The sequence below is a fragment of the uncultured Fibrobacter sp. genome (assembly GCF_946062555.1).
In the GTDB taxonomy this organism is placed as follows: domain Bacteria; phylum Fibrobacterota; class Fibrobacteria; order Fibrobacterales; family Fibrobacteraceae; genus Fibrobacter.
Map to the genome: position 1 here is coordinate 16840 of NZ_CAMGVQ010000009.1, position 15595 is coordinate 32434.

The following is a 15595-nucleotide window of genomic DNA, read 5'->3' on the forward strand; positions in this document are numbered from 1 at the left end:
ATTAGCGACGTCTTTCAGCCATCTCTTTCTTCAAGATGTCCATGACGGCGCCGAGGTCTGCGGTCGCCTTGAACACGGGGTTCGCGAACTTGGAGCAGATGTTTTCGAGCTTCTTTTCGTGGTAGCCGACCTTGAATTCGGTGAACTTGAGGCCGTGTGCCGTGCTGATCACAACCACGTTCTCTTCCTTGTCAATCTTACCTGCGGCGACGAGCTTTTCGAGGGCGCCGAGGGCGACACCCGTGTGCGGGCAGCAGTAGAGACCGATGCGGTCGCCGCGGTGGGCGGCGTTCGCCAGTTCTTCTTCGGTAACGCTCACGACCATGCCGTTTGTCTTCTGGATGGCGCGCACGGCCTTCGGGTAGCTGACCGGGTTGCCGATCTGGATGGCAGAGGCGAGCGTCTTCTTCGCCTGCATGGGGACCAGCTTGTCGAAGCCGCGTTCGTAAGCCTGGTAGAACGGGTTCGCGTTCTCGGCTTGGGCGACAATGATGCGCGGGATGCGGTCGATGAGGCCCATGGCCTTGCAGTCTTCGAAACCCTTCGCAAGTGCGCTCACGTTGCCGAGGTTTCCGCCCGGGATAATCACGGTATCGGGCACCTTCCAGCCCATTTCCTGGCAGATTTCCGGAGAAATCGTCTTCTGGCCTTCTACGCGGAGGCTGTTCATGGAGTTCGCGAGGTAGATGCGGTTGTCGGCGGTGACCTGCTGCACAATCTTCATGCAACCGTCAAAGTCGGTATCGAGGGCCAAGACGATGCTGCCGTTAGAAATCGGCTGAATCAGCTGGGCGACGCTGGTCTTCCCGGCGGGCAAGAATACGATGCTCGGAATGCCGGCCTTCGCGCAGTAGGCGCTGAGGGCTGCGGAGGTGTCGCCGGTAGAGGCGCAAGCCACGGCGTCGATTTCGTGAATACCCTTCTTGATGATGTGGTTCACCTGGCTTACGAGGACCGTCATGCCGAGGTCCTTGAAGCTGCCCGTGTGGGAGTTGCCGCAAAGCTTCACCTTCAGGCTCTTGATGCCCATTTCCTTGGCCAGCGGGGCCGCGTCAAAGAGCGGGCTCCAGCCTTCGCGCATGGTCACGATGTCTTCGAGGGGCATGTCGGGGAGCACCATTTCGCGCTTGCTCCAGATACCGCTCATGTCGGCGGGTTCAAAGCTCATGCGGCGTTCGGCAAAGAGCTTCTTCCATTCTTCGGGGCTCTTCTCGGCAAGGGCTGCACGGTCATGTTCGACTTCGAGCAGGCTTCCGTCCACTTTGCTGCGGTAAATGATGTCGGTCAGCGGGTAGGTATCGTCCCCATTGATGTTCCTAAAATGGGCATTGAATTGAGCCATAATATCCTCTAGTTTTTACGGCACAAATATAGGAAAATTCATATTTTGAAAGATGTAGTTTTCTATATTATCCACGGAATTAGAAGAATATACTCGGAGTAATGAGTGAAAAATAAAAAGATTGTTTTATTGGGCCTGGTTGCGTTTATGGCGTTTGCCTTGACGGCCTGTATTTTTGAATCAGACGAAGATGGTTTGTCGAACTGGCTTTCGGATCAGGGGATGCCAAGTAGCTATAAGGTGCAGACTCTGAACATCCCGGATTTGTCGATTGCCTCGGCTGAGGTATTCCTGGATACGTTCCCGACCTCGGCAGATTACCAGGCTGTGCTCGGACACACGGCGAGCTTGAGCCATGATTTGGTGCTGGATATCGCCTTTATGCCGGATTCCGGCTTTATGAAGAGCCTTTCCGAATCGGATACGGCCGGGGCATACCTTTCGTTGTTCTGGTTGCGCCCTCTTTATACTTCCGAAAATTATCCGTCTGATTCCCTGCCGGTCGAAGAAGACCTGAAGCTGAATCTTAGCTGGAAATTGGATATGGGATCTGGAAAGAAGTTCCTGGACAGCATATCCAAGGTGGCGGATACGACCTGGTACCGGAGCCTTGAAACGTGGACTGCGGATGGTTCCGCAGATACGGTGTACGCCGTGAATCATGCGGCGGGGGACACCTCGATCCGTATGGACCTGCCTGCCGCCTTGCTTGAAGATCTGAAGAAGGCTCGCGGGGCAATCCACTTGCAGCTCCGTCTGTCCGCTCCCGAAGCTAAGCACCTGTATCGTTTCTACGGTGATGCCAGCAATTATCCGCCTATTTTCGCTCCTTATGCGGATTCGCTGAATTTCCTGAATCCGGCCCCGACCCCGTTCCGTATGGCGAATGTCGTGAAGAACGAGGAAGAATGCAAGGAATGCCTGGTGTTGCATGGCGGTGTGTTCGATTCCCTGGTGGTGGAACTCCCGTCGGAACCGATCTTGAAGGCCCTCTCCGAATTCTATGGAGATGAATTCCCTTACAGCGATGGCGACAAGAACGATGTGCGTCAGACGGTCATCCTTGCGCAGTTGACGATGTCGCGCGACGATTCTCAGGGCGAAAGTGAATTGGGACTGCCAATTCAGGTTGTCGCTGGTTCCTATGTCGATAGCGCCGACAAGAAAATCAGAAGAATGGAAAGCTACCTGCTCAATAACGAGGTCATTCTGGAATCGGGACACCCGAACCTGATTTTCCATGAGGGCGACTCCCTGACACTGCAGTTGACTGAAGGTGCCCGAGACTTTATCAACAAGGCGAGCGATGGACGTTCCATGAAGTTCATTATGCGTATGGGGTACCCCTTCTTGCAGGAGAAGGATACGACTTATGCGACCTATAGGACTGCAGATGGAGATACGAGCTATCTTCGCCTGAGTTATTTCGATTATGCCCGCTACGACTTTTCGAAGGCGATGGAAAATCCTGTGACGCTCAAGCTTTGGTTGGCGTCCAAGCGGGGGGATAAGTAATGAAAAAGTTTTTAGTTGCTTTGTGTGCTTTGGCGGGTTTCTCTTTCGGTTCCATGATTGGAATGGAAGCCTTGGGCGAAGAACAGGTGCAGGGCGGAACGGCTTCGGCTGCCGGTCGCGGTTTTTCGGGTAATGCGAAGACGGGCGATGCGGAAGGTCTTTCTTTAGTCAACCCGGCTCGATTTGCCTTTGATACAAAGGTTGTTTTCAATTTGAATTTCGCCATGGAAATGACCGAGGCGAGAAAAGACGGTTCTCACTATACGCTGAACAGCCTGTCTTTGCCCTCGTTCAATTTGTCCTTCCCGATGTCGGATTGGGGAACGATGGGTGTCTCCCTGTGGCAGCATTATGCCTCGTCTTTGAAGGAAGACTATACCGCTAATAGTTCGAAGGTCGAAATCGAATACAAGGGAAGTGTGTATGAACTGGTCCCGACTTATGCGGTTCGCCTTCCGATTTTGCGTTCGTTCTCGCTGGGTGCTTCCGCCCACGTGGTCATGGGAAATACCTCCCGTTCTATGACTCTAGGTGCAGACAAGTCCGGCCTAGATGAAGACGATGCCTGGGCGGGTGGTAATTACAGAATTTCGGATTATGTCGACGGAACTTGGGAAATCAAGGATCATCCGGCATACTACACGGGAGCTCTCCAGTACCGCGGCAAGCTCGCTTCGTTCTTCTTCTCTTATACGACGGGGTATACTCTCGAAAATACCTTGGATTACAACTTAAGGTTTAGCGAATTGGATACGCTGACCTCGACTCGTTATACTCGTGAAATCGATGTGCCTGCTCTTCTCGCAACCGGTATCAATTACCGCTTGGCGAAACGTCATAACGTGATGCTTGATTTGACCTGGCGCGTTTGGGATGACGATGTCAAGAACATCGCCGGCGGATGGAATATTCCCGAGGCGACTGAAACCCAGAAGGATGTGTTGGTCTCTGTGGGTTATCAGTGCGATGGCAGTCCGCTTTTCTACGATTCGTACTTGACCAGGATTAATTACCGCGTGGGAGCCTGGTTCCATAGTTGGTATATCAAGGATGTCTACGAGGTGGGTGGTTCTTTGGGTGGCGGTTTTCCGCTTGGACGAAAGGGAACGTCTCTTGATGTTGCTGTCCAGGGTGGAAAACGTTTTGCGGATACCGATCATCAGTGGGAAGAAATGTTCATTGGGCTCAGAATCGGCCTGACTGGAATCGCCACATGGGGAATGGAACGCCGGTAGTTTTTTAACGAAGGAGGCCTAGTATGGCTATAAAAAAAGAAACGGACGCAAAGTCCAAGATCAAAGTGGCTGTAAAGGAAATTGCTGAAAAAGCCGCGGATAAGGTCAAGAAGGTGACGAAGGCCGCCGAAAAGAAGACCGCATCGAAGTCCGCGACGCTCAAGTCGATGAAGGAAGCAGAAGAAAAGGCCGTGAAGGCTGTCTCTAAGGTGAAGAAGGCTGCGGTTGCCAAGGCTTCCGCCACGGCCGAAAAGGCTGTGTCTGCCAAGAAGCGTGTCGTGGAAGAGGTTAAGGCCGTTGCCGCAAAGAAGACCGCGACGAAGGCTGCTACTAAGGCTTCTGCTACGAAAACTGCAACGAAGGCGACAAAGACTGCCTCGACCGCTCCGGTAACCAAGGCGTCTGCCGCTAAAAAGGCTTCCGAAAAGGAAGTCGCCAAGATGGCGCAGTCCTTTGATGCCGAATACCTGGTGCTCATGCAGAAGGACCCGAACTGGATGCATGCCTTCTGGGAAGTATCTGAAAACCGCATTAACGAAGCGAAGAAGGGTAGGGGGAAAATCGTTCTTCGTCTGTTCGACATTGCTGATGACCTTACGGTGCAGCGCGGGAAGAAGCGCAAGTTCCGCGATATCGAAGTGCCTGCCAATGCCCGTAGCTGGTATGTCGAAAATACGGCTGGTAAGTCCTGCGTAGCCGTTCTTGGCGCCGTGTCCGGCAAGAATTTCATGCCCATCGTTGAATCTACTCCGGTGATGACTTTTGACAAGTCCGCTGCCGCACCTGCTGAGAATGACGCCTTTGCAAAGGCGTCTCTCGGCGGCAATACGCTCGGTAACTTCATGAGTTCCGGATTCTCGAGCCAGACCGCAGAATCTTGGCTCAAGAGCCTCGGTGGAAACTTCGGCAGTTCTTCTGAATCCATGTTCTCCGGTGCATTGTCCAGCGCTGCCTTGCAGTCCAACAACATCGAAGTTTCCAAGGATTCTGTGAACTACGGCAAGGATTTCTTCCTGTGGGTGAAGACTCGCTTGATCGTTTATGGCGGAACCCGTCCGGACGCACACCTCCAGGTGCGTGGTGAACCGTTCCCGCTGAACCCGGATGGAACCTTCAGCTTTGAAGAAGACTTGCCGGATTCTACGAAGATTATTCCCGTGTTCGCTACCGACAAGGATGGCGATTTCCCGACGACGATCGTGCCGATCGTGGTGAAGCGCACGGAGTAATTGAACTCAATGGGAGCTCCCGGAAAAATACTGTTCCTGATGCATGCACACCTGCCTTTTGTGCGGCATCCGGAATTTGAGCGCTTTTTCGAAGAGAACTGGCTGTTTGAAGCTATTGCCGAAACATACCTGCCTCTGGTGCAGGCGATGCGGCGTCTTTTGGAAAAGGGTGTTCCCGGGACGCTCAATCTGAGTGTCTCTCCTCCTTTGATTGAGATGCTTTCAGATGGGAGCCTGATCGAAAAGTTCTCGGAGCACCTGAAAAAGCAACTCGAACTGATTGAAAAGGAAGTGGCTCGCAATGCCGGAACGGAGCTGGAGCAGCTTTCTCGATTTTATCTTTCTCGCCAGCAAACGTTGATCGATTTGTGGGAAAATCGCCTGCATCGTAATTTGCTCGCGGAATTTCTGGAACTTGAAAAGGCGGGCAAGCTGAATTTGCTCACGTGCGTGGGAACGCACCCGTTCCTGCCGGCTTACCAAAGCGATCCGGCATCGATCCGGATGCAGCTAGATGTGACGGTGCGTTGCTTTGAACGGGCCTTTGGACGTAAGCCCCAGGGCGTGTGGCTTCCCGAATGTGGGTATTTTCCGGGACTCGACAAGTTCCTCGCCGAATTCGGCCTGCATTATTTCTTCCTCGAAACGCACGGGGTTCTCCTGGCGACACCTACGCCCAAGTACGGTGTTTTCACACCGTTGCGTACCACGCAGGGGCTTTATTGCATGGGGCGTGAACAGAAAAGTTCCATGGAAGTGTGGAGTCGCCGCACGGGTTATCCGGGCCACCCCGAGTACCGCGAATTTTTCACCGATATCGCGAAAGATCGCCCGCGCGATTACCTGGGCGAATACTTCTTCGCGGGCGATACGCCGATTGATTCGGGCTTTAAGTATAACCGCATTACCGGTGGCGAACATAAGGAAATTTATCGCCCCTGGAATGCGATGCGCCTGGCCGAAGACCATGCGCGCCTCTTCGTGGTGAACCGCGAAACGACCATCTCGGAGCTGCTCGTGAACATGGAGGGCAACAGGGCGGCAATGCTTTGCCCCTACGATGCTGAACTTTTTGGACACTGGTGGTTTGAAGGTCCCCTTTTCCTTGAGGCAATGCTGGAACGCGCGGCATCTTCGTCGGTCATTGAATTTGCCGGTGCCGACGAAATCATGACTTCGTCGGCAGATCCCGAATCGCATGAACCGGCTTTTTCCAGCTGGGGCGAAGGCGGTTTCGGCTCCGTGTGGATTAACGGTGAAACCGATAAGTATTATCCGCAGTCCTATCGTCTGCGAGCGATGATTGACCACTTGATTTCTATCCGTCAAAAGATGGGCGAAAGTTCGCTGCGCGGAAAGCTTTTGACTCGCTACATCAAGCAGATGAAACGCGAACTGATGTTGTTCCAGTCTTCGGACTGGGCTTTCATGATTCACAACCATTCGGCGGATGGCTATGCTCGCCGTCGCCTGGACGACCATTACAATAATGGCCATACGTTATTCGCGGAAGCCTGCAAGGCTATTCTCAAGAACACGGACAAACCGGCGGCACATTCTGTTTTGCCGAAACTAGAGAAGACGAATAGTATCTTCAGCTGGTTGTAACAATCTTGCCTACTTTCGGCCTTATGGCACCGATGGGTTTGCGCCTAGTAAATGACGATAAAATCTTTCAGTTTGCCGCTATTGCCGGCCCTGAATCGATAGACTCCTGGAACCATAAGCGATTTTACCTTATTCTCGTCAAGGCAAAGCGTGTAGTTGTCGTACTTGATTTTTTCAACGAGGTTTCCACGGCGGTTGCGGATTTCGATGTATTCTTTGTCTTGCGGAAGCGGCGTAAAGCACAGGTGGCCGTGACGCCATGGCGTAGGGAAAGCGCGAAGTGTGGAATCCTTGAAAACAGTAGGAATCGGATCTACTTCGGTAAACCTGCTCAGAATCCAAATGATGGAATCGGCGGAGGAACTTGTAGATTCTATGTAGACGGAATCAACGCTGTTTGTATTGGGCAGAAATCGGAGGGAATATCGGTTGTCGCTGATGGAAACCGCCGAGGATTTTCCTGTAAATTTGGAAAGATCGGGCTTTCCGTTGGAATAGAATCGGTATGAGAGTTCGTTTAGCGAATACGGCTCGAAATCACCAGCTTGTTCAACGGTCTTGAATTCGGGCCATCGCGGCTGGTCGTTATTTATCCAGAAGTTGGAATCTACGAGGGGAGCGCGACTCCCGGTAAATGAAAGTTTCACGGCGAAGCTGTGGAAAAGGGAGTCCGCGGAGAGCTTATGTTTTTTCGTGTATTTTGCGAGGTGGTGCTGGAACGGTTTGCTGGGTTCGCTAGAAAAACTTTCCCAGATTGATTTGTCGAAGCCTTTGTCGACAAATTTGTAGAGATACATGAAAAAAAGTCCGGGACCGTAGTCTTCGCTCAGGTTGTCGAAAGAGATTCCGATGGAGTTGGAAAATTTCGAAAGGTAGTTGAAGTAGTCATCGACATCGGGAGCTACGACTTCTTCGATTCCCATTGCGGATGCTTCAAACCAGAAAGGTATTTTATAAAGTTTCTGAAAATCGAGGAAACGGAGCTGGATGGCGTGATAGAGTTCGTGTGCCGCCGTAACGCGAAGTCCCTGGTTCCATTCGGTGGAGTAGGAGTAGCCGTGAGCTGAATTCGTCAAGTCCTGTGTAGCTTCTTCGTAAAAACATTCCTTGCCGTTGTAGTGGACTGAGGCCTTGGTGGCATTGCTTCGAGGTGTACAGCGAAAATCGTTGTCGATGATAAGGGTGCTTTGGGTGGAATCGAAAGGAATCGTCAAGCCGTAGCAACCGTGGCATGCACCGTTTGCTCCGAATAAAGATTTGGAGTCGCGAATGAGATCGATATCTAAGACTTCAACGGGATAGAGACCGGGAAAGACATCCTGTTGGTAATGGAAACTCTTGCTTATTCCTAGGGGTGGAAGCATTCCCGTTTTCTTGACGTGAAAATTCCATGCGTACTCGAGGTGCTTGGAGAGCGAATCAATGTATTCCTGGGTGGCCTTATGCGGTCCGTCGAGGGTGTAGAAAATCTGGAAGTGTTCCGATGTTTGCGTCAGGATTTCGTCGTAGTAGTCTTCAATCGTGCAGGCGTCGCTGGAGGTTAATGCCAGGGTGGGCTTTGAAACAAGCTCCTTGATGGGCGAACCATTTCTTTGTTCCAGAAGGTTGCGGAGAACTTGCGCCGTACCGCAGGCATGCTGCGCAATGGCGGTCGTAGTGGAACAGAGCAGAAATAGAAGAATGGCGAGGACGCTCTTTTTCATCGATACTCCGGAAAGATATTTTCTTCTATAAGAATTTGCCTTGCTCGGTTGCGGATGTCATCGGGGAGTGTCAATGCTTTTTGGTGGTGCGGCTTGATGCGGGCGTCAATTATTATCGGGGCGTCGCATTTCCAGTGTTTTTCGCATGTGCGCTCATTGTAGCCGAATACATCCTTGGCAGGGTCCGAGCGCGTGAAGGTGAACCACAGGAAATCACGTAGGGTACTTTGGGTGGCTCCGCTTGGGAATGTGTCTGTTGCTGAATCGACCAGGGTAATCCACGGGTAGTTTTCGCGGAAAGGCCAGCGGCCGAGTGCTTCGGTGATTTGATGGAAGAGGATGTCGCGGCTAGTGGCGTCGTAGGCGGGCCCTTGCAGCATGATGACGCCTGGCATGGGGCTCGCCGCACCGGCGATTCCCACCGGTGAAAGTGCTTCGCGGAGGGCTTGAATGTCCTGCGGGTCGTGTCGCAGGTTTCTGCGTACAGGGCCCGCCGCGGCGATCGTGAGCTTGGAACCGTGATTGAGCCTGCCGCCGGTGTAGTCGAGCGTGTCGATGCTGGTGCAGGTCTCAAAATGCAGGTCGCGGGAAAAGTTGACCCGCTCCAGCACATGCTTGAAGAACCCTTCCACATCGCGTACGATCTCCGTCGGGGAGGGCTTGCCCTCGCTGTCGGCGAAATCTTCGGCGGCTGCAATCAGCAAGTACTTGCTGAGACTTGCCTGGTTGAATCCCAGAATGGCGTTCGCCGTTTTAAGCAATTCGAGCGGCTCGCGTTCTTCGGGTTTTATGTAGGGCAGGAATCGCTCATGAGCCAGGGCGAGACATAAAGGATGCACGCCAGCTTCGTCAACGGCGTGGAGTGCCGCGAGGCCGGGAATCGAGGCGGGCACCATCGGCTTGGTCACCTGGTGGATGAAATTTCCGAACAGGGTGTCTTCCTGCGGGGGGCGCCCGACAACCGTGAAGGGGTAGATCGCGTTCTTCTTGCAGAGAACTTTTTCCACCTTTAAGTAAGGGAAAAGATGCTTGTCCGAATAGTAGCCGATGTGGTCGCCGAAAGGTCCTTCCGGTTTCAAGTCGGGCTGGACTTCGCCGAGAATGCAAAAGTCCGCGTCGCTGGAAACGAGGTGACCGTTGTGGATAAAGTATCGGAATCGGTGCCCGCCGAGCATTCCCGCGAAAAGGAGCTCACTCAAGTTTTCGGGCATGGGCATGACCGCGGCAACCGTATGGGCCGGGGGGCCTCCGATAAAGATGCTCACCTTGAGGGGGCGCCCTTCTTCTATAGCCTTCTGGTGGTGCCTGGCGATGTCCCGCTTGATTTGGTAATGTAGACCGCATTCGTTTGAGGCGTAGTCGTTTCCGGATATCTGTACGCGGTACATTCCCAGATTTGTGGTCATGACGCTTGCATCTTCTGCCGGACGCGTTGCCACCTGCGGGAGCGTAAGGAAGGCGCCTCCGTCGTGGGGCCAGCAGACTATCTGCGGTAAATCCGAAAGTTTGCACTCTCTAAAGTTCCCGATGCTTCCGCTTTTATGGGGAAGCGAATGGAGCCCCGTTAGGGCTGCCCGACAAAGGGCTATCGGACGGGCATGTTTAAAGAATTCGACAGGATTTGACTTGAAAAGAACCGCTGTCTGTGTCCCGGCAAGGGTCTTGCGGAACAAAAAATCAAGCCGTTCCTGCGTTCCGAAGATGTTGCATGCGGCACGGAAGGGGCTCCCCTTGACATGTTCAAAAAGGAGTGCAGGACCGTGATTTTCGAATGCCTGTCGGGCCATTTCGGCCATTTCCAGGAACGGGTCCACCTCTTGGTAGACACGCTTGAGCATGCCTGCTTTTTCCAAGTCGAGCAGTGCCTGTTCCAGGTCTTTGTACATGGACAACCTTATCCGGCGGTTGCGGATTGATGGATAGCGGAAAATCCTTGAGTCTGCTTCTTGCTTTCGATCGCAAGAAGTGCATCACGCGTATCCTTGCGGCTTGCGACGGCGTAAACAATGGAGGCGCTTGCCATTACCTTGGCAAACGTTTCTTCGGGGAAATCGCTAAAACCCTGGAAAGAGAATTCATCGTAGCAACCGGTCAGGTTGCCTTCGTCGGTGAATTCGTGGCTGGCGTTAAATCCGCGGAAGGGGCCCTTGTCAAGCCTCACCAAGATCTTTCCGTTGTTGATGGAGCTGATCTTTCCGGTCCAGCTGATTTTCCTGAATCCGACAACGACCGCGTAACGGACGATTTCGCCCGCTTCGAGTGCCTTGGGCAGCGTGTAATGGATGACGGGATTCTTTTCGATAGTCACGTTCATGGGTGCATATCGCATCGTCTCGAGCATGTTCGCTAGAGTGTATTCCTGCCATGAAGTCTGACTAAATTGAACCATATGCCGATAATTTAGAAAAAAAAGTATGGAATGGACAATGCGGATGATTTTTTTGTGATTTTTTGTTGCGGGATACTTCGACTCGACCTCTAGGGGAGGTTGTGTTTTTCGAAGCAAGAATTTCTAAATTTTAAACAAGTTTTGTAAAAGAAGGAAAGTCTTATGGTGAAGTTCTTGTATATTCTGGTGAGTAACGAGAAAGATATCTATTGTGAACAAACTCTTGTTTCCGTGATATCCCTTCGCCATTACAATCCCGACGCTTTTGTATCGCTATTGGTCGATGACAAGACCGACAAAAGCCTGGTCGGGTTCCGTGCCGGAATCAAGGACCTGGTAAACGAATACAAGGTCATCATGTTTGACGAAAAAATCGGAGGCTTGGCCCGGTCGCGCTTGCTAAAGACGAACATGAGAAATCTGCTCGAAGGCGATTTTCTTTATCTTGACGGAGACACGGCTTTCGTTGACAAGTTGGAAGTTGAAGTCGATGACTCTTGCGATGTCGGCGGCATTCCTGATTTGCATTCCCATAAAAACGACCCTTACCATATCAAGCATAAAGGCGACAACAGGAACAAGCGCATTCTTGGATTTTCGCTTTCGCTGGCGGAAGTGTTTTTCAATGGAGGGGTTATCTTTGCCCGCGATACGGCCAAGGCCAGGGAATTCTTCAACAAATGGCACGAGTTGTACCAATATTGCAACACGAAGGGCGTTTACACGGATCAGATTTCCCTTAACGAGACAAACCAGTTGCTCGGTTTTCCGATGAAGGAACTGCCGGGAGAATGGAATTGCCAAGTTCGCGAGGCCTATAATCACTTGCATCGCGTCAAGGATATTTACCCGATACTCTGTTCGGCCAAGATTGTTCATTTTTTCGGTTCGGGAATTGATGGGAAAAGGGAACCGCACCCGCTGATGAGAAAGGATTTCTTCATGCAGATCAAGGAAGAACAGAAGGTGAACGAAGAAAAACTCCAGATTGTCTATAACGCAAGGACGGCGTTTGTTGGGGCTCCGGAAAAGCTCGATGTATCTGCAAAATTCCCGCTGTTCTTTATTTATCGCCAGTTTCCGCGCCTTTTCAAGATTCTGCATTGCCTAAAAAACGGATTTGCCCGGGAAAAATAGATGCCTAAGTTGTCTATTCTTTACAGACGGAAATTCCGGGCGGCCGCGTTTGTGGTTGATGGCGTGAATTTGCGTGACGCGCAGGTGATTGCGCTTGAACTCAAAAAAGATCGCCTGAGTTACGCCTTGTACGGAATCTTTCTCGCTTTGCGCCTTTATGGGCTGGCGTACTATTTCCGTTATACGGATCAAACCCGTGAAGCTCTGAAAAAATCCGCTGACAAGGTGCTGTTTTGGGACTGTTGCTATTTTGAAGAATACCGCATGCTAAACCGTATGCTGGGAAAGGATAAATCAAGGAATGTCTTTTTCTGGAATCCGCTTTCCCGTTGGAGTGATGACTGTGATTATTTAAAGCGGCAGCTGGATTATTTGAAGTCCAGGGGCTTCGCTTTTTTTACGTTTGATCCGGCCGATGCGCAAAAATACGGGTTGTCGCGAATCCGAAATGTGAACCGCAGGTTGCCTGTCCAGCAAAAGGTAAAGTGGGACTTCTATTTTATAGGGGCTCCGAAGGATCGCCGTTCGTTTATAGAGAGCCTAGAAAAATGCCTGCAGGCGAGAGGTTATTCCACTCATTTTAAGCTTGTGGAAAGCAAGGCAGATTATGTATCGAATTACGAGAATATAAATTTGTCTGCGCAATCGAAATGCATCGTAGATGTGATGTCGCCGGAACAGCAGGGGTTGACGCTGAGACCGTTTGACGCCTTGTTCCTGGAGAAAAAGCTGATTACGAATTGTCCTACAGTCAAGAATTTTGATTTTTACGACCCTGCGAATATCTACGTGATCGAGGATGATGATTTGAGCGGGTTGGACGAATTTATGGCGCTCCCTTATAAAAAGATTGATGAATCGCTTGTTTGCCGGTACGAAGTAAACCAATGGCTTCGTGAAAATTTTTTAAATTAGTATAATGCCTTCTAGTTCAATTCAAAATGACCAGAAATTTCTCGTAAAAAGCACGGTGTTTACTATTGTCGGCACGCTTCTTAAGGTTGCCGGCCCTGTGCTGATGATTGTTGTCGCGCGTGTTTTTGGAAAGGAAATTTTTGGAACTTACGTCTCTACACAACTTTTTGTACTGACTTTGTGTCGTGTTGCCGTTCTGGGACTTGACAAGGGGCTGCACCGGTATCTGCCCCAAAACAATGTCTGCGGGCGCCCCCTGCACGAGGGATTGGTGGAGTCGTTTTGGGTGGCGGTCTTTATTGCGAGCCTGTTCTCGGTTGTACTCTGGGTCGGTTCCTTTTTCAATCTTCAGACGATTTCCTCGGGGCTTGCGATGCTGTCGTCTGCCGAAATATCCTTGTATGCGCTTTCGGTGATTCCCTATACCATGCTCAATATGTTCGCCGGAGCGTCCGAAGGCAATCGTCATCCGCAGTATAAAATTTTTATAAACGATTTTGCCATTATGGCCTTGGCGCCGTTTATTGCGGTTGTCCTGTACTTTGCAGGCTTTCAAGATAAATTTGCCCTGCCCGTTGGTTTCTTTGTGGCCAATTTGTTGGGGGTGATCATTTATTTCGTCTTGATTAATCGGCAGTTCCCTCAAATCAAATGGTTTATCAAGAAACGGGTTCCTCGGGAGTTGCTCTCCTTTTCGCTCCCGTTGGGCTTTTCGGAAGCGGTGTCCACATTCCTGCTTCGCGTGGACTTGTGGATGGTACTTGCCTTGCTGGGACCCGAAACTGCGGGTATTTATGCTGTCATGGTGACGATTTCGAATGGACTAAAGACTATCAGGCAGAGCTACAATCCCATTCTGCAGCCTGTTGTGGCGGGAATGTCGGGGGAACGTTTAAAAACGGACTTGAAACCAGTCTTTAGCTACTGCGTTTCGATGGTTACTTTGATCCAGCTGACCATCGGCTTTTTCATCGTACTGTTCCCCGAGCAGACCATGATGATTGCCGGTAAGGCTTTCGTGACGAAAGAAAATCCCGTGGCGACCCTTGGAATTTTGATTACCGGAAACCTGATTAACGGATTCTTTGGCCTTTCGGGCTCCATTATCAATGGACTGGGGAAAAGCAAGTTTATGTTGCTGATGAACGTGTTCGCGTTGGCGATGGCGGTTGTAATGAACCGGATTTGTATTCCTATTTTCGGTATTGCGGGTGCGGCGTTATCTTCGATGTCGTATCAGATTATGCAGTGCATCTGGATGAACCTGTATTTGAAAAAAATGGGATATTGGCCTTATCAGAGAAACCTTTGCGTGCAGGGCGTTTGGATTCTGTTGCTGGTTGCCGTTAATTATGTAATTAATTTTGTTTATTTCCCGTCGTTACTTGTAAAAAGTATCTTTTATGTTGTTGTCTTGATGGGGCTCCTTTTGACTTTTTGGATGCAGGGGCTTATCGGGAAAAAAGAATCATGGAAGAAAAAATGACCAAATACCTTTTTGTTCTGACCAGTTCCCCGAAGGATTTTTTCTGCGAACAGACGCTGGTGGCAATCGCCTCGCTGCGTGTGCATAACCCTGGCGCGTTCGTGACTCTCCTGACCGACGACAAGACGGCGGAAACCTTGGTTGGCCCGCGCGCAGTTTTGAAGGACGCTGTGGATGAACTCAAGGTGTTGACTCTTGATGAAAAATTCACACCGATGTTGCGGTCGCGCTACTTGAAGACGGTGATGCGCAACGTGGTTGACGGTGATTTCCTGTATATGGATTCCGACATCGCGATTGTGGGAGACCTTTCGATTCCCGAAGACTGGAAGGGCGGCATTTACGCGGTGCTCGATTTCCACACTAACCTTTCGAAGGCCATCAACCGCAAGAAAATCTTGAATAACGCGAAGATGATGGGCTTCTCGCCGATTCTGAACGACGAAATCTTTAACGGGGGCGTGATGTTTGCGGCAGACACTCCCGAAGCCCGCAAGTTCTTCGAAACCTGGCACGAACTTTGGCTCTATTGCGTGTCCAAGAATTTCCCCTACGATATGGCGAGCCTCGCCGAGACGAACTTCAAGTTTAATTACATCACCAAGAAAATGCCTGGCGGCTGGAACTGCCAGCTGGCTTACGGCAACAGGTTCCTGCCGACGGCGAAGGTGTTACATTTCTTCGGTTCGCGAATCATCGATACCCGCGGCCACAAGGTGCCTGCCAGCATGGATCTGTTCTTGCCGAAAATTTTGCGCAAGGATTTCTACACGAATCTTAAGAACATTCCGGTGAAGGTCAATGCCGACAAGAGCATTACCATCAACGAATACTATGACGATGTGATTGCCCACGCCAAGGAAGAATTTGAATTCCAGACCCGCAAGGTGGGAGCCGCAGGCGCCTACATTATCCGCAGCTACGCCTTCGCCAAGTCGCTTGCGTGGATTTACAAGAAGATGCCGTTCCTCGTGTTCCCGCTGAGAATTTTGGGAACGTTGCTGGGAAAGGACAATCGAGTCGTTCGCTAGTTTTA

General features: G+C 51.1%; 12 protein-coding genes. 8 read left to right on the top strand and 4 right to left on the bottom strand.

Translation table 11 applies throughout. The features are described from left to right. Position 1 precedes the first annotated feature (1 nt). Positions 2 to 1342 carry a threonine synthase gene (thrC, locus tag Q0P86_RS04015; RefSeq protein WP_294113808.1) on the bottom strand — a complete coding sequence of 447 codons (1341 nt, stop codon included), beginning with the start codon at positions 1340 to 1342 and terminating at the stop codon, positions 2 to 4. Positions 1343 to 1447: 105 nt separating this feature from the next. On the opposite strand from thrC, the gene Q0P86_RS04020 reads away from it, so the two are divergent. The 4 genes from Q0P86_RS04020 to Q0P86_RS04035 are packed head-to-tail and all read left to right on the top strand — an operon-like array spanning position 1448 to position 6929. Beyond that, positions 1448 to 2857 (top strand): hypothetical protein, encoded by a 1410-nt coding sequence (locus Q0P86_RS04020; protein WP_290994193.1) that lies wholly within the window; start codon positions 1448 to 1450, stop codon positions 2855 to 2857. After that, the gene (locus Q0P86_RS04025; protein ID WP_294113807.1) at positions 2857 to 4092 is read left to right on the top strand and encodes a hypothetical protein; all 1236 of its coding nucleotides are present in this window, start codon (positions 2857 to 2859) and stop codon (positions 4090 to 4092) included. The genes Q0P86_RS04020 and Q0P86_RS04025 overlap by 1 nt, the downstream gene beginning before the upstream one ends. Before the next feature lie 23 nt (positions 4093 to 4115). Beyond that, positions 4116 to 5321: a DUF4912 domain-containing protein gene (locus Q0P86_RS04030; protein ID WP_294113805.1), complete on the top strand. Its 1206-nt coding sequence runs from the start codon at positions 4116 to 4118 to the stop codon at positions 5319 to 5321. A gap of 9 nt (positions 5322 to 5330) precedes the next feature. Continuing rightward, positions 5331 to 6929, top strand: coding sequence for a 1,4-alpha-glucan branching protein domain-containing protein (locus Q0P86_RS04035; RefSeq protein ID WP_294113840.1), 1599 nt, complete (start codon positions 5331 to 5333; stop codon positions 6927 to 6929). 44 nt (positions 6930 to 6973) lie between these two features. On the opposite strand, the gene Q0P86_RS04040 is transcribed toward Q0P86_RS04035, so the two are convergent. From Q0P86_RS04040 to Q0P86_RS04050, 3 genes are read right to left on the bottom strand one after another with little or no spacing between them, the layout of a single operon-like run. After that, positions 6974 to 8632 (bottom strand): hypothetical protein, encoded by a 1659-nt coding sequence (locus Q0P86_RS04040; protein ID WP_294113802.1) that lies wholly within the window; start codon positions 8630 to 8632, stop codon positions 6974 to 6976. After that, entirely contained in the window at positions 8629 to 10518 is a 1890-nt protein-coding gene (locus Q0P86_RS04045) for a UbiD family decarboxylase (protein ID WP_295037633.1), read from the bottom strand. The genes Q0P86_RS04040 and Q0P86_RS04045 overlap by 4 nt, the downstream gene beginning before the upstream one ends. An 8-nt stretch (positions 10519 to 10526) precedes the next feature. Further along, a complete protein-coding gene (locus tag Q0P86_RS04050) occupies positions 10527 to 11021 on the bottom strand; it encodes a hypothetical protein (RefSeq protein WP_139257751.1) in 495 nt (164 codons plus the stop codon). A gap of 162 nt (positions 11022 to 11183) precedes the next feature. Here Q0P86_RS04050 and Q0P86_RS04055 point away from each other — a divergent pair, with 162 nt between their 5' ends. Genes Q0P86_RS04055 through Q0P86_RS04070 form a run of 4 tightly spaced genes read left to right on the top strand, consistent with a single transcriptional unit; the run spans position 11184 to position 15590 of the window. Continuing rightward, positions 11184 to 12158, top strand: coding sequence for a hypothetical protein (locus tag Q0P86_RS04055; protein WP_295037635.1), 975 nt, complete (start codon positions 11184 to 11186; stop codon positions 12156 to 12158). Continuing rightward, positions 12159 to 13073 carry a hypothetical protein gene (locus Q0P86_RS04060; protein ID WP_294112325.1) on the top strand — a complete coding sequence of 305 codons (915 nt, stop codon included), beginning with the start codon at positions 12159 to 12161 and terminating at the stop codon, positions 13071 to 13073. Positions 13074 to 13077: 4 nt separating this feature from the next. Then, positions 13078 to 14559, top strand: a complete 1482-nt coding sequence (locus tag Q0P86_RS04065; RefSeq protein ID WP_295037637.1) for an oligosaccharide flippase family protein — start codon at positions 13078 to 13080, stop codon at positions 14557 to 14559. Next, positions 14556 to 15590 (top strand): hypothetical protein, encoded by a 1035-nt coding sequence (locus tag Q0P86_RS04070; protein WP_294112323.1) that lies wholly within the window; start codon positions 14556 to 14558, stop codon positions 15588 to 15590. The genes Q0P86_RS04065 and Q0P86_RS04070 overlap by 4 nt, the downstream gene beginning before the upstream one ends. Positions 15591 to 15595: the final 5 nt, after the last annotated feature.

Excerpts from the sequence above, each read along its gene's own strand:
- thrC (WP_294113808.1), bottom strand. The coding sequence starts at position 1,342 with ATGGCTCAATTCAATGCCCATTTTAGGAACATCAATGGGGACGATACC.
- Q0P86_RS04025 (WP_294113807.1), top strand. The coding sequence starts at position 2,857 with ATGAAAAAGTTTTTAGTTGCTTTGTGTGCTTTGGCGGGTTTCTCTTTC.
- Q0P86_RS04030 (WP_294113805.1), top strand. The coding sequence starts at position 4,116 with ATGGCTATAAAAAAAGAAACGGACGCAAAGTCCAAGATCAAAGTGGCT.
- Q0P86_RS04035 (WP_294113840.1), top strand. The coding sequence starts at position 5,331 with ATGGGAGCTCCCGGAAAAATACTGTTCCTGATGCATGCACACCTGCCT.
- Q0P86_RS04040 (WP_294113802.1), bottom strand. The coding sequence starts at position 8,632 with ATGAAAAAGAGCGTCCTCGCCATTCTTCTATTTCTGCTCTGTTCCACT.
- Q0P86_RS04045 (WP_295037633.1), bottom strand. The coding sequence starts at position 10,518 with ATGTACAAAGACCTGGAACAGGCACTGCTCGACTTGGAAAAAGCAGGC.
- Q0P86_RS04050 (WP_139257751.1), bottom strand. The coding sequence starts at position 11,021 with ATGGTTCAATTTAGTCAGACTTCATGGCAGGAATACACTCTAGCGAAC.
- Q0P86_RS04055 (WP_295037635.1), top strand. The coding sequence starts at position 11,184 with ATGGTGAAGTTCTTGTATATTCTGGTGAGTAACGAGAAAGATATCTAT.
- Q0P86_RS04060 (WP_294112325.1), top strand. The coding sequence starts at position 12,159 with ATGCCTAAGTTGTCTATTCTTTACAGACGGAAATTCCGGGCGGCCGCG.
- Q0P86_RS04065 (WP_295037637.1), top strand. The coding sequence starts at position 13,078 with ATGCCTTCTAGTTCAATTCAAAATGACCAGAAATTTCTCGTAAAAAGC.
- Q0P86_RS04070 (WP_294112323.1), top strand. The coding sequence starts at position 14,556 with ATGACCAAATACCTTTTTGTTCTGACCAGTTCCCCGAAGGATTTTTTC.